At 68.4% G+C, this 21,410-nt stretch carries 26 protein-coding genes and 1 pseudogene; 9 read left to right on the top strand and 18 right to left on the bottom strand.

Going from position 1 to position 21,410, the window contains the following annotated elements; genetic code table 11:
* Positions 1 to 53 precede the first annotated feature (53 nt).
* From OM960_RS09700 to cobS, 6 genes are all read right to left on the bottom strand, one after another.
* Complete coding sequence (locus OM960_RS09700; RefSeq protein WP_263334457.1) at positions 54 to 395, bottom strand: DUF427 domain-containing protein; 342 nt, start codon at positions 393 to 395, stop codon at positions 54 to 56.
* A gap of 62 nt (positions 396 to 457) precedes the next feature.
* Positions 458 to 2,266 carry an aminopeptidase P family protein gene (locus tag OM960_RS09695; RefSeq protein ID WP_264771821.1) on the bottom strand — a complete coding sequence of 603 codons (1,809 nt, stop codon included), beginning with the start codon at positions 2,264 to 2,266 and terminating at the stop codon, positions 458 to 460.
* Between the two features lie 116 nt (positions 2,267 to 2,382).
* Positions 2,383 to 4,251: a cobaltochelatase subunit CobT gene (gene cobT / locus OM960_RS09690; protein ID WP_264771820.1), complete on the bottom strand. Its 1,869-nt coding sequence runs from the start codon at positions 4,249 to 4,251 to the stop codon at positions 2,383 to 2,385.
* Positions 4,248 to 4,721, bottom strand: coding sequence for a hypothetical protein (locus OM960_RS09685; RefSeq protein WP_264771819.1), 474 nt, complete (start codon positions 4,719 to 4,721; stop codon positions 4,248 to 4,250). Before OM960_RS09685 ends, cobT begins: the two co-directional genes overlap by 4 nt.
* Positions 4,705 to 5,079 (bottom strand): hypothetical protein, encoded by a 375-nt coding sequence (locus OM960_RS09680; protein ID WP_264771818.1) that lies wholly within the window; start codon positions 5,077 to 5,079, stop codon positions 4,705 to 4,707. The genes OM960_RS09685 and OM960_RS09680 overlap by 17 nt, the downstream gene beginning before the upstream one ends.
* Positions 5,080 to 5,147: 68 nt before the next feature.
* Positions 5,148 to 6,134, bottom strand: coding sequence for a cobaltochelatase subunit CobS (gene cobS / locus OM960_RS09675; protein ID WP_264771817.1), 987 nt, complete (start codon positions 6,132 to 6,134; stop codon positions 5,148 to 5,150).
* A gap of 206 nt (positions 6,135 to 6,340) precedes the next feature.
* Here cobS and msrB point away from each other — a divergent pair, with 206 nt between their 5' ends.
* The gene (gene msrB / locus OM960_RS09670; RefSeq protein WP_264771816.1) at positions 6,341 to 6,814 is read left to right on the top strand and encodes a peptide-methionine (R)-S-oxide reductase MsrB; all 474 of its coding nucleotides are present in this window, start codon (positions 6,341 to 6,343) and stop codon (positions 6,812 to 6,814) included.
* Here msrB and OM960_RS09665 read toward each other — a convergent pair.
* Positions 6,801 to 7,688 (bottom strand): LysR substrate-binding domain-containing protein, encoded by an 888-nt coding sequence (locus OM960_RS09665; protein ID WP_264771815.1) that lies wholly within the window; start codon positions 7,686 to 7,688, stop codon positions 6,801 to 6,803. The genes msrB and OM960_RS09665 overlap by 14 nt on opposite strands.
* Before the next feature lie 96 nt (positions 7,689 to 7,784).
* Between OM960_RS09665 and OM960_RS09660 the strand changes: the two genes are divergently transcribed.
* Together OM960_RS09660 and OM960_RS09655 are read left to right on the top strand one after the other, a co-directional pair.
* A complete protein-coding gene (locus tag OM960_RS09660) occupies positions 7,785 to 8,183 on the top strand; it encodes a GFA family protein (RefSeq protein ID WP_263334469.1) in 399 nt (132 codons plus the stop codon).
* Between the two features lie 27 nt (positions 8,184 to 8,210).
* Entirely contained in the window at positions 8,211 to 8,414 is a 204-nt protein-coding gene (locus OM960_RS09655; RefSeq protein WP_263334471.1) for a DUF1059 domain-containing protein, read from the top strand.
* Positions 8,415 to 8,591: 177 nt separating this feature from the next.
* On the opposite strand, the gene OM960_RS09650 is transcribed toward OM960_RS09655, so the two are convergent.
* Complete coding sequence (locus OM960_RS09650) at positions 8,592 to 9,557, bottom strand: sulfotransferase domain-containing protein (protein WP_264771814.1); 966 nt, start codon at positions 9,555 to 9,557, stop codon at positions 8,592 to 8,594.
* 121 nt (positions 9,558 to 9,678) lie between these two features.
* On the opposite strand from OM960_RS09650, the gene OM960_RS09645 reads away from it, so the two are divergent.
* Positions 9,679 to 10,572, top strand: a complete 894-nt coding sequence (locus OM960_RS09645) for a LysR family transcriptional regulator (protein WP_264771813.1) — start codon at positions 9,679 to 9,681, stop codon at positions 10,570 to 10,572.
* 6 nt (positions 10,573 to 10,578) lie between these two features.
* Here the strand turns inward: OM960_RS09645 and OM960_RS09640 are convergent.
* Positions 10,579 to 10,698 (bottom strand): annotated as a pseudogene (locus tag OM960_RS09640) (molecular chaperone DnaJ); the annotation flags it as partial.
* Between the two features lie 120 nt (positions 10,699 to 10,818).
* On the opposite strand from OM960_RS09640, the gene OM960_RS09635 reads away from it, so the two are divergent.
* Complete coding sequence (locus OM960_RS09635) at positions 10,819 to 11,217, top strand: thiol-disulfide oxidoreductase DCC family protein (RefSeq protein WP_264771812.1); 399 nt, start codon at positions 10,819 to 10,821, stop codon at positions 11,215 to 11,217.
* Positions 11,210 to 12,877 (top strand): saccharopine dehydrogenase family protein, encoded by a 1,668-nt coding sequence (locus OM960_RS09630; RefSeq protein WP_264771811.1) that lies wholly within the window; start codon positions 11,210 to 11,212, stop codon positions 12,875 to 12,877. The genes OM960_RS09635 and OM960_RS09630 overlap by 8 nt, the downstream gene beginning before the upstream one ends.
* On the opposite strand, the gene OM960_RS09625 is transcribed toward OM960_RS09630, so the two are convergent.
* Positions 12,867 to 13,496, bottom strand: coding sequence for a J domain-containing protein (locus OM960_RS09625; RefSeq protein WP_263334480.1), 630 nt, complete (start codon positions 13,494 to 13,496; stop codon positions 12,867 to 12,869). The two genes, OM960_RS09630 and OM960_RS09625, sit on opposite strands and share 11 nt — an antisense overlap.
* An 82-nt stretch (positions 13,497 to 13,578) precedes the next feature.
* On the opposite strand from OM960_RS09625, the gene OM960_RS09620 reads away from it, so the two are divergent.
* Positions 13,579 to 13,836: a BolA family protein gene (locus OM960_RS09620; protein WP_263334481.1), complete on the top strand. Its 258-nt coding sequence runs from the start codon at positions 13,579 to 13,581 to the stop codon at positions 13,834 to 13,836.
* 131 nt (positions 13,837 to 13,967) lie between these two features.
* On the opposite strand, the gene OM960_RS09615 is transcribed toward OM960_RS09620, so the two are convergent.
* From OM960_RS09615 to OM960_RS09590, 6 genes are all read right to left on the bottom strand, one after another.
* Entirely contained in the window at positions 13,968 to 14,369 is a 402-nt protein-coding gene (locus OM960_RS09615) for a hypothetical protein (protein ID WP_264771810.1), read from the bottom strand.
* A 70-nt stretch (positions 14,370 to 14,439) separates the two neighbouring features.
* Complete coding sequence (locus tag OM960_RS09610) at positions 14,440 to 14,796, bottom strand: DUF4177 domain-containing protein (RefSeq protein WP_263334485.1); 357 nt, start codon at positions 14,794 to 14,796, stop codon at positions 14,440 to 14,442.
* Between the two features lie 162 nt (positions 14,797 to 14,958).
* Entirely contained in the window at positions 14,959 to 15,588 is a 630-nt protein-coding gene (locus OM960_RS09605) for an imm11 family protein (RefSeq protein WP_264771809.1), read from the bottom strand.
* Between the two features lie 189 nt (positions 15,589 to 15,777).
* Positions 15,778 to 16,383, bottom strand: coding sequence for an imm11 family protein (locus OM960_RS09600; RefSeq protein WP_264771808.1), 606 nt, complete (start codon positions 16,381 to 16,383; stop codon positions 15,778 to 15,780).
* 139 nt (positions 16,384 to 16,522) lie between these two features.
* On the bottom strand, positions 16,523 to 18,034 hold the full coding sequence (gene gatB, locus OM960_RS09595) for an Asp-tRNA(Asn)/Glu-tRNA(Gln) amidotransferase subunit GatB (RefSeq protein WP_264771807.1): 1,512 nt from the start codon (positions 18,032 to 18,034) through the stop codon (positions 16,523 to 16,525).
* A 76-nt stretch (positions 18,035 to 18,110) separates the two neighbouring features.
* Positions 18,111 to 18,842 carry a DUF8737 domain-containing protein gene (locus tag OM960_RS09590; protein WP_263334492.1) on the bottom strand — a complete coding sequence of 244 codons (732 nt, stop codon included), beginning with the start codon at positions 18,840 to 18,842 and terminating at the stop codon, positions 18,111 to 18,113.
* A gap of 92 nt (positions 18,843 to 18,934) precedes the next feature.
* Between OM960_RS09590 and OM960_RS09585 the strand changes: the two genes are divergently transcribed.
* The gene (locus OM960_RS09585) at positions 18,935 to 19,264 is read left to right on the top strand and encodes a winged helix-turn-helix transcriptional regulator (RefSeq protein WP_263334494.1); all 330 of its coding nucleotides are present in this window, start codon (positions 18,935 to 18,937) and stop codon (positions 19,262 to 19,264) included.
* Here OM960_RS09585 and OM960_RS09580 read toward each other — a convergent pair.
* Positions 19,261 to 19,818, bottom strand: coding sequence for a hypothetical protein (locus OM960_RS09580; protein WP_263334496.1), 558 nt, complete (start codon positions 19,816 to 19,818; stop codon positions 19,261 to 19,263). The genes OM960_RS09585 and OM960_RS09580 overlap by 4 nt on opposite strands.
* Before the next feature lie 407 nt (positions 19,819 to 20,225).
* Here OM960_RS09580 and OM960_RS09575 point away from each other — a divergent pair, with 407 nt between their 5' ends.
* Positions 20,226 to 20,861 (top strand): lytic transglycosylase domain-containing protein, encoded by a 636-nt coding sequence (locus tag OM960_RS09575; protein ID WP_263334499.1) that lies wholly within the window; start codon positions 20,226 to 20,228, stop codon positions 20,859 to 20,861.
* Positions 20,862 to 20,877: 16 nt separating this feature from the next.
* Here OM960_RS09575 and OM960_RS09570 read toward each other — a convergent pair whose 3' ends face one another.
* Positions 20,878 to 21,276, bottom strand: a complete 399-nt coding sequence (locus OM960_RS09570; RefSeq protein WP_264771806.1) for a hypothetical protein — start codon at positions 21,274 to 21,276, stop codon at positions 20,878 to 20,880.
* Positions 21,277 to 21,410 lie beyond the last annotated feature (134 nt).

The following is a 21,410-nucleotide window of genomic DNA, read 5'->3' as shown; positions in this document are numbered from 1 at the left end:
GTGAACCCGAATTTTCTGCGAAAGTTCGTTGATTTTTCGCAGAAAAATCGTGGTCAGAGCCGCTCGACCGTGACCTTGTCGGGGGCAAAGGCGAGATGGCCGGCGATCGCCTCCATCCCGGCGGCCGGGGTTTCGTAGCTCCACGCCGCGTCGGCGATGGGGCCGCTCTTGGCGGCAATCGTGTAGTGGCTCGCCGTGCCTAGGACGGGGGAGGCCGTCTGTTTTTCGCTGCGGTCGAGGAAGGCCATGGCGATATCGTCGCGCGGAAAGTAGATCACGGGCGCGCCGCCGGGACCGCTGAGTTCGAGCGCGCGGGCGCTCTCGCCGATAACCGCCCCGGCGGCTCGAACGACCCAGGTGCCCTCCGCCATGTAGATCCGCATCTGGTCTGTCATCTCATACCTCCATCTGGCCCGATCGGGGCCCAATTCTCGCCGAACAGTCCTTCAGGAATATGTCAGACCGGTTTCGTCGCCGTCGCGAGCCAGTCGCGCGCGGGCGCCGAGACTCGCGGACCGATCCGGGCCGCGACCTCCGCGTGGTAGGCATTGATCCACGCCCGTTCGGCCCCGGTCAAGGCCTGGGCGTCGATCAGGCGCAGATCTATCGGCACGAAGGTCAAGGTGCGGAACGTGAGCATCTTGCGATGGGCGTCGCCACCCGGCAGGGGCGGCGCCTCCTCAACCAGGATCAGGTTCTCGATCCGGATGCCGAAGGCGCCCTCGCGGTAGTAACCGGGTTCGTTCGAGAGGATCATGCCGGGCTCAAGCGGCACCTCGCCGGTTCGCGACAGGCGCTGCGGCCCCTCGTGGACCGAGAGATAGGCGCCCACGCCGTGGCCGGTACCGTGGTCGAAGTCCTGACCGGCGAGCCAGAGGTTGTAGCGCGCGATGGAATCGAGATGGGCACCGGCCACGCCCTTCGGCCAGCGCAGGCGCGAGATCGCGATCATGCCCTGCAGCACGCGGGTGAAGGCGGCCCTGGCCTCGGGGTCCACCGGTCCCACCGAGACGGTGCGGGTGATGTCGGTCGTGCCGTCGAGATACTGGCCTCCGGAATCGATCACCACGATCTCGCCCGGCTTCAGCGGCCGGTTGGTCTCCTCCGTCACCCGGTAGTGCATGATCGCGCCGTTGGGGCCCGCGCCGCAGATCGTCTCGAAGCTGATCTCCTTCAGCGCGTTCGTCGCTCGGCGGAATCCTTCGAGCGCCCGGACCACGTCGATCTCGGTCAGCCCGCCCTGCGGCGCCTCGGCGTCGAGCCAGGCGAGGAACTCGACCATCGCCGCGCCGTCCCTGAGATGCGCCTCCTCCATCCCGGCGATCTCGGCGGCGTTCTTCTTTGCCTTCGGCAGCAGGCAGGGATCGGCGCCCCAGGCGATCTCGATACCCGCGGTCTCGAGTTCCAGCGCCACCTGCAGGGGGGCGGTGGCGCGGTCGAGGCGGACCGGCCCGGTGAGGGTGCGCAGCGCCGGGGCGAGGGCTGCGGGCGGGCGCAGCGTGACGTCGGGGCCGAGATGGGCACGGACCGCGTCGGAGAGCTTTTCGGGCGCGATGAAAAGCGTGAGCCGGCCGGTCGCGTGCAGGATCGCGAAGGCCTGCACGACCGGGTTCCGCTCGATGTCGGAGCCGCGGATGTTGAGAAGCCAGGAGATCGAATCCGGCAGCGTCAGCACCGCCGATTCCTGGCCCGCCGAGGCCAGTTCGGCGCCGAGCCGGATGCGCTTGGCCTCGGCCGTCTCGCCAGCATGGTCGAAGGGCTGGATCGCCACCGGACCGAGCGGCGGCGCGGGGCGGTCGGCCCAGATCAGGTCGACGAAGTTGCGCTCGGGACAGAGCGCGACGCCGCTGCCCTTGAGTGCGGCCTCGATCTCGTCGATCTCCTTTTTCGTGTGCAGCCAGGGGTCGAAGCCGATGCGGCCGCCGTCGGGAATCTGGTCCTTGAGCCAGGCGCCCGGTTTCACCTCGGGCCAGGGAACCGGGGTGAAGGCCCCGGTATCGACCTGCGATTTCACCTGCGTCCGGTAGCGGCCGTCGATGAAAACCCCGGCGATTTTCCGCAGCGCGATGCAGAATCCGGCCGAGCCGGTGAAGCCGGTGAGCCAGGCGAGACGGGCGTCGGCGGGGGCGACGTATTCGCCCTGGTGGGCATCCGCGCGCGGCACGATGTAGCCGTCGAGACCGGCCTCGTCGATCACCGTGCGGAGGGCGGCGAGGCGGGGCGGGCCCTGTTCCGGGCGGGCGGTGGACTTGAAGCTCTGGAACATGGGCATTCTCCCCCCGCGCCGTCCGACAGGGGCGGCAAGCGTCTGATTTGCGTCTGTCTTCCGTACAGCAAGCGTGCAGCTTTCGTACAGACGCTCGTGAGAGGTAGGGGCGGGATTCAGCCCGCCTTCTTCATCCCCATCACCCGTGCCCGCGCCCTGGGGTCGGTGTCGAAAAGCGCGGCGAGCTGTTCGGTCATCGCGCCCGCCAGTTGCTCGACATCGGTGATCGTCACCGCGCGCTGGTAGTAGCGGGTCACGTCATGGCCGATGCCGATGGCGATCAACTCCACCGCCTTGCGCTTCTCGACCATCGCGATCACGTCGCGCAGGTGCTTCTCGAGGTAGTTCGCGGGATTGACCGAGAGCGTCGAATCGTCGACCGGCGCGCCGTCGGAGATCACCATCAGGATCTTGCGCTGCTCGGGCCGCCCGATCATCCGCCGGTGCGCCCATTCCAGCGCCTCGCCGTCGATGTTCTCCTTCAGGAGCCCTTCCTTCATCATCAGCCCGAGGTTGGGCCGGGTCCGCCGCCACGGCGCGTCGGCGGGCTTGTAGATGATGTGGCGCAGATCGTTGAGCCGCCCCGGTTGCGCCGGACGCCCGGCGGCGAGCCAGCGTTCGCGGTTCTGGCCGCCCTTCCAGGCGCGGGTGGTAAAGCCGAGGATCTCGACCTTGACCTGGCAGCGTTCGAGCGTGCGGGCGAGGACGTCGGCGCAGATCGCGGCGATCGAGATCGGCCGGCCCCGCATCGAACCGGAATTGTCGATCAGGAGCGTCACGCAGGTGTCGCGGAACTCGGTGTCCTTCTCGACCTTGAACGACAGCGGCGTCGTCGGGTTGGCGACCACGCGGGCGAGGCGTCCGGCGTCGAGGATGCCTTCCTCGCGGTCGAACTCCCAAGACCGGTTCTGCTGCGCCTGAAGCCGGCGCTGGAGCTTGTTGGCGAGCCGCGAGACCGCGCCTTTCAGGGGTTCGAGCTGCTGGTCGAGATAGGCGCGCAGGCGTTCGAGCTCGGCCGGCTCGGCCAGGTCCTCGGCCTTGATTTCCTCATCGAAATCCGTGGTGTAGACGGAATAGTTCGGATCGGCGTCGGAATGCGGCGGGGGCGGGGGCGGCTCCAGCGGCGCCTCGCCCTCGGGCATCTCGGCCTCGTCGCCGTCCTCCATCTCGGCCATGTCGTCCATGGTGACTTCGGCCTGGGACTGGTCGTCCTGCTCGTCCTGGGACTGCTCGGGGCTGGCTTCGGATTCCTCGGACTGGTCCTCGCCTTCCTCGCTCTCGGGGCTTTCCTGCTCTTCCTGCTGGGCCTCGTCGCCCTCGGATTCGTCCTCCATGTCCGGGTCGTCGCCGAGCTGGTCGCCGTAGCCGAGGTCCTTGATCACCTGCCGGGCGAGGCGGGCGAAGGCGGCCTGGTCGGCCAGCACCTCGTCGACATGCTCAAGCGTGCCGCCGGCCTGCTCTTCGATGAAGGGGCGCCAGAGCTCCATCACGTTCTGGGCACCGCCGGGCATCTTGCGCCCGGTCGCGAGGTGACGGACGAGATAGCCCGCGGCCTGCGCCAAGGGCGCCTCCTGCGCCGAGCGGATCTGGGAATAACCCTTGCGCTCGGCCTCCGCGCCGATCTTGGCGTCGATATTGCCGAGCGTGCCGGGCATGGCCCGCGCGCCCACCGCCTCGCAGCGGGCGGTCTCCATCGCCTCGTAGAGATCGCGCGCCATCTGGCCCTGGGGCAGGTATTTCGCGGCGACCTTGAGGTCGTGGTGGCGGTGGCGGAGCGCGAAGGCGTCCGCCGTGCCGCGGGCGATCAGCACTTCCTCGCGCGTCATTCGGCGCGAGACCTGCGGCAGCCGCATCGTGTCGGCGGTCATGCCCGGCGGATCGACGGAATAGGAGACCGTCAGGTCCGGGTCGTCGGCCATCGTCTTGGTGGCCTCGGCCAGCGCCTTCTTGAACGGATCGGCGGGGTTGTCGGAGCGGTGGGTCATTCCTCACCCGGTTGCTTGAGTTCGCAGTACAGGTCGGCGGAGAGCAGATACCAGTGGTTCAGCGTGACTTCCTTGCCATCGGCATCGGTTTCGACACGAGTCAGTGCCGGGCAACGGTTCGTCGTACCGACGGCGCCGCCAAGGAACTGGTCGGGTCCGGACTGCACGATTTCGGACACCACGAGATCGACATAGGTTGGCGCGCGTTCAGGGTCATATATCGCGGTACGGTCGGGCAGTGTGAAGAGTCTTATCGGTTGGCCGGTTTGGGGAGTTCTCGTTCGACATACCAACGCGAAACGCTGGGCGATCTGGGTCTTCTGTTCTGGCGTGGGCTCAAGTTTCGTTACGCTCCCGCCCCAGCAAGGAGCGCCATGGGCAACGTTTGCGCCCGTCAGGGTCAGACAGCCAACCACCGCAAGCAGGGCCTTCTTGAACGGATCGGCGGGGGTGTCAGTCCGCTGCGTCACGGTCCGTCTCCACCAGTTCTAGGCAATAGCTCTTGTCACTCTGGTACAACTCGCGGTTCGAGACAGCTTCGGGGAAAGTGATCGGGCCAAAGCTGTCGGCGTAAGCTTGAAACAGACGCTGCGCATCAGCTTTTTCCTGCGCGCGATTTCTCTCCACCCAATTTCTGATCTCGTCGCTCCACGCGAAGGCAAATGGCGTTTCATATCCGGGTTTAAAGCCGGGTACACGACCATCCCGATGCAGTTCGTATTGCATGACGACCGCATCGAAGAACACGGCGCATCGCTGTCGATTATCAAGAACCGCGTCTTGAACCTCGGTTGGTGCAATGGGTGAGAGTTTGGTTTTCTCTGCCACGGCAGCCGAAGCGACGAGGGAGACCGCCAGTCCCGGTAGCCAAAATCCGAGCGAACGCCCCGGCCGCATCACCGGATGCTCTGGCTCGCCGCGCTCTCGGGGAGTTCCTCGTCGAAGCAGCGCTGGTAGAACTCGGCCACGGTCTGGCGTTCGAGCTCGTCGCACTTGTTGAGGAAGGTGAGGCGGAAGCCGTAGCCGGTGTTGCGGAAGATCTCGGCGTTCTGGGCCCAGTTGATCACCGTCCGGGGGCTCATCACGGTCGAGAGGTCGCCGTTCATGAAGGCGGTGCGGGTGAGGTCGGCGACGGTCACCATCTGGGAGATCGTCTTGCGGCCCTTCTCGGTGTTGTAATGCGGGTTCTTGGCCAGAACGATGGCGCTTTCGGCATCGTGGCTGAGGTAGTTCAGCGTCGCCACCATCGACCAGCGGTCCATCTGCGCCTGGTTGATCTGCTGGACGCCGTGGTAGAGTCCGGTCGTGTCGCCGAGGCCCACGGTGTTCGAGGTCGCGAAGAGCCGGAACGAGGGGTGCGGCGTGATGATCTCGTTCTGGTCGAGGAGCGTCAGCTTGCCGTCATGCTCCAGCACCCGCTGGATCACGAACATCACGTCGGCGCGGCCGGCGTCGTATTCGTCGAAGACGATGGCGACGGGATTGCGGAGCGCCCAGGGCAGGATGCCCTCGTGGAACTCGGTCACCTGCTTGCCGTCGCGGAGCTTGATCGCGTCCTTGCCGATGAGGTCGATCCGGCTGATGTGGCTGTCGAGGTTGACCCGCACGCAGGGCCAGTTCAGATGCGCGGCGACCTGCTCGATATGGGTCGACTTGCCGGTGCCGTGATAGCCCTGGATCATGACGCGCCGGTTGTAGGCGAAGCCCGCGAGGATCGCGAGCGTGGTGTCGGGGTCGAACTTGTAGGTCGGGTCGATCTCCGGCACGCGGTCGGTCTTCTCGGTAAAGCCCTTGACCTTCATCTCGGTGTCGATGCCGAAGACCTCCCGGACGGAGATTTCCTCGGTGGGTTTCGCTATCGTGTCGAGCATCTTGTCCGCCATGTCCTGACCGCGCGTCGGCCCCCGGACGCGCCACGGCGCTTTGATGGAGCATAACGTCCGGGCGTGCAAGAGCGGCGGCGAAATCCGGGCGTCCGATTGCGACATCACGCGATTGCGACCGGGTTTCGCGCAGGTTTTACCGCGGGGAGGCCGGCGTTCGGGGCATGATCGGCCGCGACCGGGCAGTAGGGCCGAGGAGAGATGCGATGACGACACGCAGGGGAGCGCTGGCACTCGGCGCGGCGGGGCTGGCTTTCTGGGCCGGTGCCGGGCGGATCACGGCGGCCGAGAGCTTCGAGATCACGCGCAGCGAGGCGGAGTGGAGGAAGCTCCTGACCCCGGCGCAGTACCGGGTCTTGCGCGAGGAGGCGACCGAGCGGGCCTATACGAGCCCGCTCAACGACGAGAAGCGGGCGGGCACCTTTCACTGCGCGGGGTGCGACCTCGCGCTCTATTCCTCGGAGACGAAATACGACAGCGGCACCGGCTGGCCCTCGTTCTGGGAGCCCTTGCCGGACGCGGTCGGCACGAAGCCGGACTGGGGGCTCCTCGGCCGGCGGACCGAGGTCCATTGCCGCCGCTGCGGCGGCCATCTCGGCCATGTCTTCGACGACGGGCCGAAACCGACCGGCAAGCGCTACTGCATGAACGGGCTGGCGCTGGTGTTCAGGGCGGCGTGAGCGGGGAGCGTTCCGTCTCGCGGCACAGCCAGCGCAGGAAGGTCCGCGACGCCGCGCGGCCGGCGCCCTCCGCCGTCCGGATGTGGTAGATGCCGAAGCCGGGATCGGCAAAGAACGAGACCAGGGCGCCGCGGCGGATCTCCTCGGCGACGAAGGGCAGGGCGGTGTAGGTCACGCCCTCGCCGCGGCGCAGCGCCTCGATGATCAGGTTGCCCGGCATTTGCGAGACCGGCGGGCGCGCGGCGCCGGCGCCCTTGCGGCTCATCCAGTCCCGGACCTCGCTGGTGCCGAGTTCCTCGAGCCATGGCAGCGCGCCGAGATCCTCGGGCCGCGCGATGCGGCGCCCGGCGAGGAGCGCAGGGGCGGCGACGGCCGCCATGTCGGCGACGAGCACCGCCGTGGCATCCGGCGGCGCCCTTCCGCGCTCGGCGTAGCGGATGGCGACATCGACGCCGCCGGGGCGCGGCTCGATGATCTCCGAGGTCGGGATCAGGGTCAGTGCGATGCCGGGATGGCGGCGGCGGAACCCGGCGAGGCGGGGCATGAGCCAGCAGGTCGCGAAGGCCGGTGACATCGTGATCTCGACCGGACGCTGCCTCTCCGCCCCGGCGAGGCTGGAGACGGCGGCGTGAATGGTGCCGAAGCCCTGGGCAAGCGACCGGGCCAGATCGGCCCCCTCGGGGGTCAGGCCGACGCCGCGGCCGCGCCGCTCGACCAGGGCCGTGCCAAGCCGGTCCTCGAGCGCGCGGACCTGCTGGGTCACCGCCCCGTGCGACACCCCGAGCGCGCGTCCGGCCGCGACGAAACTGCCCGCTTCGGCCAGCGCGGCGAAGGCCCTGAGGCTGTTCAGAGGGGGCAGGTCGCTCCATTGCATCTGTCAGAAATCCTAACAGATGCGCAGAAGATCTGAATCGCTTTTTGACCGTGCCGCTGAAAGCATGGGCCGGGGAACCGATCCGGGGAGGCGGACATGGCTAGGACGATCCACGAGGGCGGCTGCATGTGCGGAGCGGTGCGGTACCGGCTGACGGGGCCGTTCACCTATTCGGCCCATTGCCACTGCCGGTCGTGCCAGCGCGCCGTCGGGGCGGGTGTCGCGACCTACACGGCGGTCGCGCCGGAAAACTTCGCGGTCACGCGCGGCGAGCTGACGGTCTACCGCTCGTCGCCCGGTGTCGAGCGGGGGTTCTGTTCCCGTTGCGGTACCTCGCTGACCTATGCCGGGGAGGACTGGACCGACACCGCGGTCATGTCCGCGACGCTCGACGATCCCGCGGCGGCCGTGCCGACCTCCAACGTCTACCTGGCACACCGGCAGCCCTGGGTCGCGCTGGACAAGCGCCTGAAGGCTTTCGATCGGTTCCCCTGAAACGCCACGCCAAGAAGGAGACGCATCATGGCCAAGACCTACAGCTATGCCTGCGCGGATTATCCCGGGATGGAGTCCTGTCCCGGCAAGGTGACGGCCGCCACCGAAGCCGAAGTCTGGGCGCTGATCGAAACCCATGCGCGCATCGCGCACGGCGAGGATTCCGGGGCCTGGAGCGTCGAGGACCGGCAGCAGATCGCAAACCTGATCGGGACCGCCGACCAGCCCTGAACCGCGACCGGGCCGACGAGGTTGGCAGGGTTGACGTGGGCGCGTGTCGGACCCCCATTGCGCGTCGCGGTAGAGCGGCGTGGCCTGGGCCGCCCGAAGGCATCGGCACGATCGCCGTGGAACGATCGCACCGATGACCCTGCAGGCCAAAAGTTGTCCCTGCCCACAGCCGGACGATCAACGTCGATCGTGGGTCAGGTATTTCAGCGAGCTTGCGTCCTGGTCATCGTTCGACGTGCTCCGGCGCCCGGTGCTGAGCCAGGCCGCGCAGTCCGGGCCGAGCTCCAGAAGCGCCCGGGCCTCGTAGCGCGCGCTTTCCGCCGCGCTCAGGACGGACTGCCAGCGTCCGTTCGTGCCCTTGTTGATGAAGGTCGGCGCGCCGCCCTCCCAGAAGGCGCCGCCGAGCGGCACGACGGATGGCGCATGGGCCTTCATGTAGTCGAAGCTGCAATGCTCGAGGATGGCATCCCAGTTCGCGGGGTCGATCCTGATCCCGAGGAAATCCGCGATCTTGCGGATTTCGCCCGGCATGTCGGCCTTCAGCGCCTCGAAATGCGTGAGATGCACGTTGGGCAGGTGGCGCACCGCCCACCAGGTCCGGATGTTGTCCCAGTAGGGCCAGAAGGGATGACCGTCCCGCCGCATCCAGTCGGTGAAGTAGTCGCGGACCGATGCGGGAGGGCGCCCGATCGCGGGGCCGACGCGGCCCGGCGTGTCGTTCAGCACCTCGTACCAGAAGTCGTTGGCAGTGGCGTGGTGGTTGTACATGCTCCACGCGACGTCGCGCCCGTCGCGGCCGATATAGATGTACCTGGCGCGCGGCGAGAAGACGAGCGCATCGACCGGCAGGTGGGTCTTGATGAAGCGCCGGTGGGTCTGCGCCTCGAGCGCGGCGAGCTTCTCCGCCCGCGCGGGCACGCGGAGGTCGAGCCACGGCGACATGGCGGCCACGTCGAGCCCCTCGGCGCCCGCAAAGATCAACTGGCTGACGATTTTCTGCGTCCAGGTCGTGCCGGACTTGGCGTAGGTCGAGATGACGATGTCGTCGTCGCGGAAACGGAAGTCGTTCCAGATCGTCGAATCCATGTGGTGATTGTGCATTTCCCGTGTCTTCACGGGGTAATAGGGGAAGTGGTAGGTCACGGTGTGTCCTCTCTCGGGGCGATGGCGCGGGCCGCGCCGGATAGAGGTTTTCTGCCGGGCCTGTGCAGAATCGGGAATTCGGGATAATGATGAACCGTTCTGCATTTCTGCAGTGGCCGGCATGTTCGACTGGAACGACGTCCGCCTGTTTCTCGCCGTGGCCGGGGCCGGATCTACCCGTGCCGCCGCGGCAGCACTTCGCCTCAGCCAGACCACGGTCAGTCGGCGGATGGACGTTCTGGAGCACGCTTTGGGGCTCGCGCTGTTCGAGCGGACGCCGCAGGGCTTCCGCCTGACCGAGGAGGGGCGTCTGCTTGCGGCGGCGGCGGAGCCGATGCGGAGCCAGGCCGAGGATCTCGCGCGGCTCGCGAGCGGGTTGAAGCGGACGCTTGCGGGGCAGATCCGCGTCACCGCGCCCGAGGTCGTCTTCAGCCACCTCGTCGCGCCGGTCGTCGCGGAGTTCCGGCGCGACCATCCCGACGTGAAGATCGAATACGACAGTTCGGAAAACGTGCTCGACCTTCTGCGCGGCGAGGCGGATGTCGCCGTCCGCGCATCGGACGGCGGGATCGACGAAAGGCTCTGGGGCTTCAGGGTCGCCGATGTCGGCTGGACCGCCTATTGCAGCCACGACTATGCCGCCCGCAATGGCGTTCCCGCTTCGGCTGCGGATCTTGCAAACCACGCCGTCGTGGCCGTCGGCGGGCGGGTGGCGGAACGGCGGGGCTCGCTGTGGTTCATGGCCCATGCCGATCCCGTGCGGGTCGCCGGGGTCTCGAACACGATCATGAACCTCACGGGCGTCCTGCGCGCGGGCGTCGGGGTCGGCGCCTTGCCCTGCTTTCACGGCGACGGCGAGCGCGACCTTCAGCGATGCTTCCCCCCGCCGCCCGAGATGGTCAGTCATCTCTGGCTGATCACGACGCCGGAGAAGCGCCGCGTGCCCCGCGTCGCGGCCTTCATGAAGATGGCGGCCGGGCGGCTCAGGGCGCGGCGGCGCGTGCTGCGCGGCTGAGGGCGGTCAGTCCTTGAAGTTGCGGCTGTCCTTGATCTGGTCCCAGGCCCAGAAAACCTCCTGCAGCCGATCCTCGTCGTCGCGGTTGCCGCCGTTCATGTCGGGATGCAGGTTCCTGACCAGGGACTATTTGCGCTAGTGCATGAACGGGCTCGCGCTCACGTTCCGGCCCGCCTGAGGGCGATCCGTCGCATTGCCGGGCGTGTTTTCTCCTGCTAGCACCGGGACATAGGGGGCGGGGATGCGATGCGGCACGACCTTGCGGATCTGATCGTTTTCGATGCGACCTGCGTCTTCTGCTCGGGCTTCGCCCGCTTCATGCACCGTCACGACCGGGCCGGGCGCTTCCGCTTCGTCACCGCGCAATCGGACCTCGGGCGGGCGCTCTACCTGAGGCACGGGCTCGATCCGGTGGCGATGACGACCAACATCGTGATCGTCGACGGCAGGGCGCATGTGAAGATGCGGGCCTTCGCGGCGGCGATGGCGGCGCTCGGCCGGCCGTGGCGCTGGCTGGCGCTGACGCGCCACCTGCCGGGGGGCGACTGGATCTACGACCGGATCGCCCGGAACCGCTACCGCATCGCCGGCCGGCGCGCCTGCGCCGCGCCGCCCCCCGAATTGCGGGCGCGGCTGATTGACTAGGCCGGTCCTCGTCATTGGCGGCACCGGCGTCTTCGGCTCGCGGCTCTGCATCGCGCTCCTCCGCGAGCCTCAGGTCGAGGTGATCGTCGCCGGGCGCGACCGCGCGGCGGCGGAGCGGTTCGCGGCGCGGCACGGCGGACGGGCGGAGCGGCTGGACCGCGATGCGCCCGATCTCGAGGCGCGGATCGCGGCGCTGCGCCCCGTCGCGGTGATCGACGCGGCCGGTCCGTTCCAGGCCTATGGCGCCGACCCCTACCGGCTGGCGCGGGCGGCGGTCGCGGCGGGGGCGCATTATCTCGACCTCTCGGACGACGCCGCATTCACCGCCGGAATCGGTGCGCTCGACGTTCCGGCCCGCGCGGCGGGAGTCCAGGTCCTGTCGGGGGTGTCGAGCGTGCCCGCGCTGTCGTCGGCGGTGGTGGAGCATCTCTGCCGGGGCATCGACGACCTGCACCTGATCGACATCGCCATCCTGCCCGGCAACCGCGCGCCGCGGGGCGTTTCGGTCGTGCGCGCGATCCTCGCGCAGGCCGGGCAGCGGATCAGGTTGTGGCGCGGCAGCCGCTGGACCGAGGGCCGCGGCTGGGACCAGCCGGTCGGGATCGCGCTCTTTGCCGGCGAGCGTGCCCGCTGGGCGAGCCTGATCGGCGCGCCGGACCTCTTGCTTTTCCCGGAGCGGTTCCGGGCCCGATCGGTCGTGTTCCGGGCCGGGCTGGAGCTGCGGCTCATGCACGGCGGGCTGTGGTTCCTGTCACTGCCGGTCCGGGCCGGATTGGTCCGAAACCTCGTGCCGCTTGGCGCGGCGCTGCGCTGGATCGCGGCGCGGCTCGAACCGTTCGGCTCCGACCGGGGCGGGATGCAGGTGGTGGTGGCCGGCATCATGCCCGGCGGCGACGCCGTCCAGCGCGAATGGCGATTGCGCGCCGGTGCCGGCGACGGGCCGCAGGTGCCGACGCTGCCGGCGCGGATCGTGCTGCAGCAACTGCTCGGCGGCGGGGCGCGCCCCGGCGCGCGGCCCTGCTTGGCCGAGTTCGGGGTGCCCGCATTCGCCGCCGAGCTGGCCCGGTCGTCGATCGACATCACGCTCGAGGAGGAGGGCGCGCGCTTCCCGCTGCTGTTCGCGGAGGCGCTGGGCGGCAGCCTTGCGGCGCTGCCGGAGCCGATCCGGGCGCTGCACCGGGTGATCGACCTGCGCCGCTGGGCGGGCCGCGCCGAAGTGGTGCGCGGGCAGGGCCGCCTTGCGCGGCTGATCGGATGGGCGATGGGCTTTCCGCCCGCGACGCAGGACTGCGCCGTCAGCGTCGAGATGCAGCGCCGGGGGGCGGGCGAAGTCTGGACGCGAAGCTTCGCCGGACGGCGCTTCCGCTCGCATCTCACGCCCGCCGGTGGACAGGGCCGCGGGATCGTCGAGCGCTTCGGGCCGCTGTCGTTCCATATCGGCCTGACCGCACACGCGGGCTGGCTGGCCTACCCGGTGCTGTCGGGGCGGATCCTCGGGCTCCCGCTCCCGCGCTTACTGCTGCCGGTGAGCGAGACGCTGGAAGGCGTCGACGCGCAGGGCCGGGCCACCTTCGACGTCGCCCTGTCGCACCCGCTTTCCGGGCCGATCGTGCGCTATCGCGGCTGGCTGGTTCCGGACGACGACCCGCTCAGTCTTTGAAGTTGCGGCTGTCCTTGATCTGGTCCCAGGCCCAGACAACCTCCTGCAGCCGATCCTCGTCCGAGCGGTCACCGCCGTTCATGTCGGGATGCAGGTCCTTTACGAGGCTCTTGTACTGCTTGCGGATCTCGACCTTGGTCCAGCTGTCCTTGGCCTCGAGGATCTCGAGCGCCTTGCGCTCGGTCGGCGGCAGCTTGCGGCCCACCGTGGCGCGGCCGGGGTTCTGGGTGGCATTGGCGCCGAGGATCTCCATCGGATCCTCGATGCCGAGCCGTGCCCACGCGCGGTCCTCGGTGCCCTTCTTGGCGAAGGGCTTGGTCTCGCGGCCCCAGACCCGGTCCTTGTCGAGGAACTTCTGGAACTCGTCGTCGGTGGTGCCCTGGAAGAAGTTCCACTTCAGATTGTATTCGCGGATGTGTTCCTTGCAGAACCAGAAATAGTCGTCGAGCTGGTCGGGCGACTTCGGCGCACGGTACTGGCCGGTTTCGGTGCAGCCGGCATGTTCGCATTCGCGGCTCGAGGTCTCGAAGGCGCCGGACATGCCGCGACGGCCCTTGGTGCGCTTCTTCTTGTCGGAAGCGGCCGAAATGTCGAAACCGAAGGGGTCGGGTCTGGTCATGGTGTCTTCGTCTATTGCCTTTCCGACTCGGGGTGCCAATTCTAGGACATTTCGCGGCGCTTTGAAGGGGGCAGGTAAAAAAATGGCGGTTAGGGCGGAAATCCACGCGCGGCTCGAGGCGGCCTTCGCGCCGGAGCGGCTCGAGGTCATCGACGAGAGTGAGAGCCATCGCGGCCATGCCGGCTGGCGCGAGGGCGGCGAGACCCATTTCCGCGTGGTGATCCGCGCCCCGGCCTTCGAGGGCATGGGCCGGGTCGCACGGCACCGGGCGGTCCATGCCGCGATCGGGCCCGAACTTGTCGGCCGGATTCACGCGCTGGCGATCGACGTCGCGGGCTAGACCGCCCTCACCGAAAGGCGCGGCGCCGGGGACGGACGGCTCCCCTCCCCCTCGTGGGGAGGGGATGGGGGTGGGGGGCGCCCCCCCTCCCCACGAGGGGGAGGGAAGTGCCAAGGTCCGGCGGGGTCGGTTCAGCCGAAGGCGAGGACGGCGAAGACCACTGCGAGCGTCGACGCGCCGAGCATCAGCGGCGAGAGCAGGCGGGCGAGGGCGGCGACCTCGGGGCCGGGTCTCAGCGCCCGGACCTGAAACGTCAGCATCGCCCCGGTCAGGACCAGCGCCGCGGCGATCTTGAGCCAGAAGAAGAGCCCGAACGTCTGGCCGGCAGCCTCCGCACGGGTGGCGAGCGCGATCCCGGTGGCCCAGAGCACGAGGATCGCGAGGAAGCCCGCGCGGCTGATCCGAAGCGCGATCCGGCCGCCGAGCGCGGGGTCGGCCTTGGCGGCGGTCCAGCGCACGATCAGCGTGGCGACTCCGCCGCCGAGCCCGACCGAGAGCGCAAGCAGGTGGACGATCTTCAGGATCGCGATCATGGGCGCCTCCAGCATCTGTGGAGCGCGAGTATCGCCGTGAAACGGCGCGGACACAATCGCTTGGGTGGCGTCAGTCGCGCTTGGCGTCGCTGCCCGGCGCGCGCGCCTCGCCCTCGTGGCGCAGGCGCGGCGCCCGGCCGGTGGGGGCATCGACCGCGAGAAGCCGGCGCGGCGCCTCCTCGGCTTGCTTTTCGCCGCGCGGGCGGCGGAAGACGAGGACCGAGTGGTAGACCGTGGTGCGGCGGGTGATGCCGGCGCGTTCCTCCGACGGCAGCGTGTCGGCGCGGACATATTCCCAGCCGTCGCGGGCGAGGTCGTTCATCAGCTGCGCCAGCGCATGGGCGAAGCGGTCGCCCGGCGTCTTGAGCCCCGGCGCCTTCTCGCCCCGGTTGGGAGCGGGGACGACCTTGTATTCGAAAGTCTGCATCTGGGCCTCTTCGCACCTCGGGCGGGACCCGCGCCAATTAGCGGAAGCGGGGCATTTCGGCAAGGGTGACGGCGAGGCAGGCTTCGAGCGGTCGGCGGAAATCCTCGCAGGAAAGTCCGGTAACCGGCTGAAAACAATCGCTGTCGCGCCGCTGAGGCCGGGTCATTCCGGCTGTCCGGGGCGGTCGCCGACCACGCGGCAGCGCATCAGGTGAAAAGCCTTGGCGAGCCCGGCCTTGTGAAGCGCGCGGCCGAGGTTCGGGCTGACGAAGAAGCCGACCCTGATACTCTCATCGCCCCAGATATCGGCACCTTCGAGCGCGTTCGGAGTGACCGCGATGTCATCGTCCTTTGCCCAGAGTTCGGGGCTGAACCCATGCTGGGGATGGCCGTGGATGTTCCGGCTCTCCTCGATACTCAGCGCGTTCTTCTTCGCGCCGAAATTCAGCGCCCAGAACTGCCCCGGCACCGGCGTCACCCCGTCGCGCCGCACCAGCTCCAGCGGATAGAGCCCGCCGCCGCCCAGATCATGCGCCCTGAGTACCGCCGCTGCCTTTTCGGTCACGCAGAGAAAGCCGTTGATCTTGAATAGATTGGGCAATCGTTTGATCTTGTGGCCCACTTGCTCGATGGCCTTCTGCGGCAGAAGGTTGGGGGTCAGATGCCCCCCTCCCCGATGGGCCATTGCATTGTCCTCACGCACTGCTGCCGGAACAACCCGGTCTTCCATCGTGAACTTGGAACTGATCTGCGATTTCTGCGGCGCCACGCTCAGCCAGACGGTCTCGGTCATCGTCACTCTCCCGGTGCCGGATCCGGTGTCCGGTTCCCGGTCTGTGACCGAAGGAGCGGGCGAAAGTGTGGCACGCGGGCCGGAAATCCGGCCCGGCTTGGCGGGGAGGGGGCTCTGCTGCTGGGGTAAGGGGGCGGCGCCGGACGTGGGTCTCGGGCGGGGACGTCACGGGGGCAGGCGGCGCGCGTCTCAGACGATGCGGCAACGCATCAGGTGAAAGGCCTTGGCGAGCCCGGCCTTGTGAAGCGCGGCGCCGAGTTTCGGGCTGACGAAGAAGCCGGTATCCACCAGCTCGTCGCCCCAGATATCGGCACCTTCGAGCGCGTTCGGAGTGACCGCGATGTCATCGTCCTTTGCCCAGAGTTCGGGGCTGAACCCATGCTGGGGATGGCCGTGGATGTTCCGGCTCTCCTCGATACTCAGCGCGTTCTTCTTCGCGCCGAAATTCAGCGCCCAGAACTGCCCCGGCACCGGCGTCACCCCGTCGCGCCGCACCAGCTCCAGTGGATAGAGCCCGCCGCCGCCCAGATCATGGGCGCGCAGCACCGCCGCAGCCTTTTCGGTCACGCAGAGGAAGCCGTTCAGTTTGAACAGGTGCGGAAGCCGCGTCACCTTGCGGCCGACATCTTCGACCGCCCGCTGCGGCAGAAGGTTGGGGTCCAGATGCCCCCCTCCCCCGTGGAACATGGCGTTGTTCGAACGCTGTAATCCGGGGACTACGCGATCTTCCATCTCGAACCACGCGGTTATCTGCGATTTCTGCGGCGCCACGCTCAGCCAGACGGTCTCGGTCATCGTCACTCTCCCCGCAGCCGGATCCGGTGTCCGGTTCCCGTTCTGTGACCGAAGGAGCCGGCGAAAGTGTGGCGCGCGGGCCGGAAATCCGGCCCGGCTTGACGGGGAGTGTCGCCGGGATGCGGGGGCTGGCTCGGGCTCAGAGCCCGAGTTTCTTCGCCACCAGCTCGTTGACCGTGGCCGGGTTGGCCTTGCCGCCGGTGGCCTTCAGGACCTGGCCGACGAACCAGCCGGCGAGCTTCGGGTTGGCCCGCGCCTTTTCCACCTGCGCGGGGTTGGCGGCGATCACCTCGTCCACGGCGGCCTCGATGGCGCCGGTGTCGGTGACCTGCTTCATGCCGTGCTTGGCCGCGACCTCGGCGGGGTCGCCGCCCTCGGTCCAGAGGATCTCGAAGAGGTCCTTGGCCATCTTGCCGGAGATCTCGCCCTTGGCCATGAGGTCGAGGACGCCGCCGAGCTGGGCCGCCGAGATCGGGCTTTCGGCGATGGCGTGGCCTTCCTTGTTGAGGCGGCCGAAAAGCTCGTTGATGACCCAGTTCGCGGCCTGCTTGCCGTCGCGGCCCTTGGCCACCGCCTCGAAGAAGGCGGCGTTCTCGACTTCCGCCGTCAGCACGTTGGCGTCGTATTCGGTCATGCCGTAGTCATTCACGAACCGCGCCTTCTTGGCGTCGGGAAGCTCCGGCATCGACTTCGCGATACCGTCGACCCAGTCCTGCTCGATCTCCAGCGGCAGGAGGTCGGGGCAGGGGAAGTAGCGGTAGTCATGCGCCTCTTCCTTCGAGCGCATCGAGCGGGTCTCGCCCTTGTCGGGGTCGTAGAGCCGGGTTTCCTGCACGACCTTGCCGCCGTCCTCGATGATAGCGATCTGGCGTCTCGCTTCGAATTCAATGGCTTGCTGGATGAACCTCATGGAGTTCATGTTCTTGATCTCGCAGCGCGTGCCGAGATGCGAGAAGTCCTGCGTCGCCTGGTATTTCTCGTAATCGCCCGGCCGGCAGACCGAGACGTTGACGTCGGCCCGGAGGTTGCCGTTCTGCATGTTGCCGTCGCAGGTGCCCAAGTAGCGCAGGATCTGGCGGAGCTTGACGACGTAGGCCGCCGCCTCCTCCGGCCCCCGGATGTCGGGGCGCGAGACGATCTCCATGAGTGCCACGCCGGTGCGGTTGAGGTCGACGAAGGACATCGTGGGGTCAAGGTCGTGGATCGACTTGCCGGCATCCTGTTCGAGGTGGATGCGCTCGATCCGGACGCGGCGGGCGATCCCCGGCCCAATGTCGACGATCACCTCGCCCTCGCCGACGATCGGGTGGTAGAGCTGCGAAATCTGGTAGCCCTGCGGCAGGTCGGGGTAGAAGTAGTTCTTGCGGTCGAAGGCGGAACGCAGGTTGATCGCGGCCTTCAGGCCAAGGCCGGTCTTGACCGCCTGGGCGACGCAGAACTCGTTGATGACGGGCAGCATGCCGGGCATGGCGGCGTCGACGAAGGCGACGTTGGAGTTCGGCTCGGCGCCGAACTCGGTCGAGGCGCCGGAGAAGAGCTTGGCCTTCGAGGAGACCTGGGCGTGGACTTCGAGGCCGATCACCAGCTCCCAGTCCTCCTTGGCGCCGGAAATCACCTTGGGTTTCGGGGTCTCAAAGGTCAGGTCGAGCATGGGCTTGGTCCTTCGGCTGTCCGGCCCGCTTTCTAAGGGAGCGGGCCGGGGCCGGCAAGGGTTTGCGTGGCCGGAGTCAGGCGGCGATCGCCTTGTCGGTCTCGCGCAGCTTGCCAAGCGAGAGGAGGTGGAAGGCGATGAAGATCGGCACGAAGAAGGCCGGGAAGAGGCCGAGCGGCCAGGCGTTGATGATGTTCGGCGCGTTATGGGAGAAGAGCTGGAACATGCCGTCGGAGGTGGTGACACCCATCAGGACGGCGACGGCGAAATCGGCAAGCCCGATGACGTTGGCGCGGATCACCTTGGCGCGGGCATCCGCCTCGACCCGGGTCACGGCGCGCATCGCCCGGTAGCCGGCGACCCCGGCCCAGATATCGCCGAGCCCGGCGGGCAGCGCGAATTGCCACGGGATGACGCCGGCGGCCCAGCCGAGAAGGAAGATCCCGCCCATCACGCGGAAGGACTGGAAGCCGATGAGGACCTCCTGGCCCATCGTGTCGGTGATCCGGCGCCCGGTCGCCGTCGCCCGCGCCAGCGCCCAGAGGAAGAGCGCGCCGCCCGTGAGGATCATCAGGATGTAGGGCGGTTCAAGGGCGGTGGCGGGCGGGTCGAGGAGGCCGTTCGCGGCGAGCTGGGCAGCGCCGGCCGACCAGAGACCGAGCGCGACGGCGACGGCAAGGGCGGCGCCGACGACGCGGCCGTGCGGCAGGCCGGCCTCATGGGCGTGGAGCGAGACGAAGGCAGTCACCGCCGCCGGCAGGAGGACGGCGAAGCTGCGGACATAGGTGTCGAGGATGAGGTCGATCATGGCGGGATCCTTTCGATTGAATACAAAATATATAGTGACTATATAAATAATAGTAAATTCCGGATCCGTAACGAGAGTGTTATCCTCCGCCGATGAAACGAGCCGCACGCGACAACTGCCCGATCCTCAGGGCCACCAACATCGTCGGCGACCAGTGGTCGCTCCTGATCCTCCGCGAGTTCTTTCTCGAGGGAAACCGGCGCTTTGCCGACCTTCAGGCCGAGCTCGGCCTGTCGCCCAACACGCTTTCGGCGCGGCTGAAGAAGCTCGAGGAGGCAGGGCTCGTTGCGCGCGAGGTCTATTCGCAGCACCCGCCGCGCGCGGACTACGCGCTGACCGAGAAGGGCCGGGCGTTCGGGCCGGTGATGCAGGCGCTCTACGACTGGGGCGAGGACCATACCCCGCCGGTGGTTTCCGGCTAGCGCAGGCCGCGGGCGGCGGCTTCGGCTTCGAAATCGGCCGCCGCCGCGGCGAAGGGCGCGAGATCCCAGGCGAGTTGCCGGAAGGCGCCGTGGCGGTCGGCGAAGTCGAAGCGCCAGGTGCCGCCGGCGCGCAGGCGGGCGTAGAGTTCGGCCGCCTCGGCGCCGGTGAAGATGCAGTTCCCGCCCGCGAGGCAGCCGGCGCGGGTCGCGGTCCAGACCGTCGCGCCGCCGGTCTCGATGCGGTGGCCGTCCTTGGCGAAGCGGGTGCCGGGCTCGGAGCCGTATTCGATCCGCAGGTCCGCGCCCTCGGGTGTCACGAAGAGAAAATGCGCGGCGAAGGCGGGCCGGTGCGAGAAGACCTCCACATAGCGGATGTAACAGCGCCGGTGCATGGATGCGCCCTCCTGCCGTTCGTCGCAGACCGAGTCCCAGAGACCGAAATGGCGGTGGTGGGTGACGACCCAGTCGCCCGGCGTGTTGCGGCCGGCGCGGTCCTGTGCTGCGGCCGTGGCGGCGAGCAGCGCAAGGACGAGGGCGGCGGCGGGGCGGCGCATCGGGCCTCCTTTCGGCTCCTATCCATAGCCGCCGTGGCGGTCACGGCGGGATCACGTTGCGGCGAGCGCCCGGTCCCGCCGAGACCGATTCGAAGGGGGAGAATCGCGGCGCTGGCAGAAGCCGGCACGGCGGAGCGCGCCTTTCGCTCCGCGTGCGGGGCGCAAGCATCCACAGGCGCCGCGATGGCGCGGGGCCTTTACGCGGGACGGCGCGGGCGGCGCCGGGAGGCGCGGAAAGCCCAATGAGGCTTGGTCCGGATACGCCTTCGCGACGGAGGGCTGCGGAGTGGGGTGCCGGGCGAAGCAGGGGAATTCAGGCGGTTATCCGCCGATGCTCATGCGCTGCGGTTGCACGGCCCGGCGATCCGGGCATTCTCCCCGGCGCCGGCGCGAGGGTCCGGTGCATCATGGCTGCCGATCCGATGGCATCGTTCCCGCCCCTGGCCCGCCCGCTGGCCTTCGTTCTCGCCCTGCTCCCGGCTGCCTGCGTGGAGTCCGGCGGCACGGTCGATCAGGCCGCGTTCCTCCCGGCGATGCGCTGGGACCACCGGCCAGAGGCAGCGGAATGGACCGCGGCGACGCTCGAGGCGCTGAGGGCGGAGGGGGCGATTCTCGCCTCGACGGTACCGGCCGATATCGAGACCTTCTGCCCGAACTACGTCGAGGCGACGATGCCCGAGCGTCGGGCGTTCTGGGCCGGCCTCTTTTCGGCGCTGGCCAAGCATGAGAGCACCTGGAACCCCAAGGCCAAGGGCGGCGGCGGCCAGTGGATCGGCCTGATGCAGATCGCGCCGCAGACCGCGCGGGCCTATGACTGCGACGCGGCCGATACGGCCGGGCTGACCGATGGCGGTGCGAACCTCGCCTGCGCGGTCAAGATCGCGGCGCGCCAGGTCGGGCGCGACGGGGCCATCGTCTCGGACGGCACCGGCGGCTGGCGCGGCGTGGCGCGCGACTGGGCGCCGATGCGCTCGGCCGCGAAACGCGCCGACATGGCGCAGTGGACCAGCCAGCAGAGCTATTGCGGGAATACCGACGCCTGAGGCGGACGCACCTCGGTCAGCAGGCCTCGGTCGGAATGCCGCGGCGCATGAATTCGCGGATCAGCCGCTTCGGATCGAGATCCTCGACCCCCGAAAGCGTGATCGCGCGGCCGCCGCGCAGGGTCAGGGTGCAGACCGTGCGGCCCTCGGGGCTGCGCGAGATCGTGACGCCGACGAGGTCGGTGAGCGCGGCGCTCTCGGTACCCCTCTCGGTGAACCAGTCGATCCGGGTCTGGCCGAGCCGGAATCCGGTGGCCGGGTTAAGGATCAACCGGCGCAGGACCAGCGCGAGATACACCGCTGCGAGACCAAGGGTCAGCGCGCCGAACTCGTACTTCACGGCCGCATAGGCCGCGGCCATGCCGACGCCGAGCGCAAGATAAGTCCGGGGGCGCCGCCCCTGGCTGCGTTTCATAAAGTACTCGATTGGCAACGTCAGACTCCACCCACCACGAACCAAGCATATCACAGTGAAAGGGCGTGGCGTATGGCGGCATTCCTGACCTTTTGCGACATTCCGCGACGTAAACAGTAATATTTGCTGGTCAG

The organism is Defluviimonas salinarum (assembly GCF_026013545.1).
GTDB lineage: Bacteria > Pseudomonadota > Alphaproteobacteria > Rhodobacterales > Rhodobacteraceae > Albidovulum > Albidovulum salinarum.
The sequence above is the reverse complement of the archived record's forward strand: the minus strand, read 5'-3'. Positions and strand labels throughout refer to the sequence as shown.

Excerpts from the sequence above, each read along its gene's own strand:
- OM960_RS09700 (WP_263334457.1), bottom strand. The coding sequence starts at position 395 with ATGACAGACCAGATGCGGATCTACATGGCGGAGGGCACCTGGGTCGTT.
- OM960_RS09695 (WP_264771821.1), bottom strand. The coding sequence starts at position 2,266 with ATGTTCCAGAGCTTCAAGTCCACCGCCCGCCCGGAACAGGGCCCGCCC.
- cobT (WP_264771820.1), bottom strand. The coding sequence starts at position 4,251 with ATGACCCACCGCTCCGACAACCCCGCCGATCCGTTCAAGAAGGCGCTG.
- cobS (WP_264771817.1), bottom strand. The coding sequence starts at position 6,134 with ATGGCGGACAAGATGCTCGACACGATAGCGAAACCCACCGAGGAAATC.
- msrB (WP_264771816.1), top strand. The coding sequence starts at position 6,341 with ATGACGACACGCAGGGGAGCGCTGGCACTCGGCGCGGCGGGGCTGGCT.
- OM960_RS09665 (WP_264771815.1), bottom strand. The coding sequence starts at position 7,688 with ATGCAATGGAGCGACCTGCCCCCTCTGAACAGCCTCAGGGCCTTCGCC.
- OM960_RS09660 (WP_263334469.1), top strand. The coding sequence starts at position 7,785 with ATGGCTAGGACGATCCACGAGGGCGGCTGCATGTGCGGAGCGGTGCGG.
- OM960_RS09655 (WP_263334471.1), top strand. The coding sequence starts at position 8,211 with ATGGCCAAGACCTACAGCTATGCCTGCGCGGATTATCCCGGGATGGAG.
- OM960_RS09645 (WP_264771813.1), top strand. The coding sequence starts at position 9,679 with ATGTTCGACTGGAACGACGTCCGCCTGTTTCTCGCCGTGGCCGGGGCC.
- OM960_RS09635 (WP_264771812.1), top strand. The coding sequence starts at position 10,819 with ATGCGGCACGACCTTGCGGATCTGATCGTTTTCGATGCGACCTGCGTC.
- OM960_RS09625 (WP_263334480.1), bottom strand. The coding sequence starts at position 13,496 with ATGACCAGACCCGACCCCTTCGGTTTCGACATTTCGGCCGCTTCCGAC.
- OM960_RS09620 (WP_263334481.1), top strand. The coding sequence starts at position 13,579 with ATGGCGGTTAGGGCGGAAATCCACGCGCGGCTCGAGGCGGCCTTCGCG.
- OM960_RS09615 (WP_264771810.1), bottom strand. The coding sequence starts at position 14,369 with ATGATCGCGATCCTGAAGATCGTCCACCTGCTTGCGCTCTCGGTCGGG.
- OM960_RS09610 (WP_263334485.1), bottom strand. The coding sequence starts at position 14,796 with ATGCAGACTTTCGAATACAAGGTCGTCCCCGCTCCCAACCGGGGCGAG.
- OM960_RS09605 (WP_264771809.1), bottom strand. The coding sequence starts at position 15,588 with ATGACCGAGACCGTCTGGCTGAGCGTGGCGCCGCAGAAATCGCAGATC.
- OM960_RS09600 (WP_264771808.1), bottom strand. The coding sequence starts at position 16,383 with ATGACCGAGACCGTCTGGCTGAGCGTGGCGCCGCAGAAATCGCAGATA.
- gatB (WP_264771807.1), bottom strand. The coding sequence starts at position 18,034 with ATGCTCGACCTGACCTTTGAGACCCCGAAACCCAAGGTGATTTCCGGC.
- OM960_RS09590 (WP_263334492.1), bottom strand. The coding sequence starts at position 18,842 with ATGATCGACCTCATCCTCGACACCTATGTCCGCAGCTTCGCCGTCCTC.
- OM960_RS09585 (WP_263334494.1), top strand. The coding sequence starts at position 18,935 with ATGAAACGAGCCGCACGCGACAACTGCCCGATCCTCAGGGCCACCAAC.
- OM960_RS09580 (WP_263334496.1), bottom strand. The coding sequence starts at position 19,818 with ATGCGCCGCCCCGCCGCCGCCCTCGTCCTTGCGCTGCTCGCCGCCACG.
- OM960_RS09575 (WP_263334499.1), top strand. The coding sequence starts at position 20,226 with ATGGCTGCCGATCCGATGGCATCGTTCCCGCCCCTGGCCCGCCCGCTG.
- OM960_RS09570 (WP_264771806.1), bottom strand. The coding sequence starts at position 21,276 with ATGAAACGCAGCCAGGGGCGGCGCCCCCGGACTTATCTTGCGCTCGGC.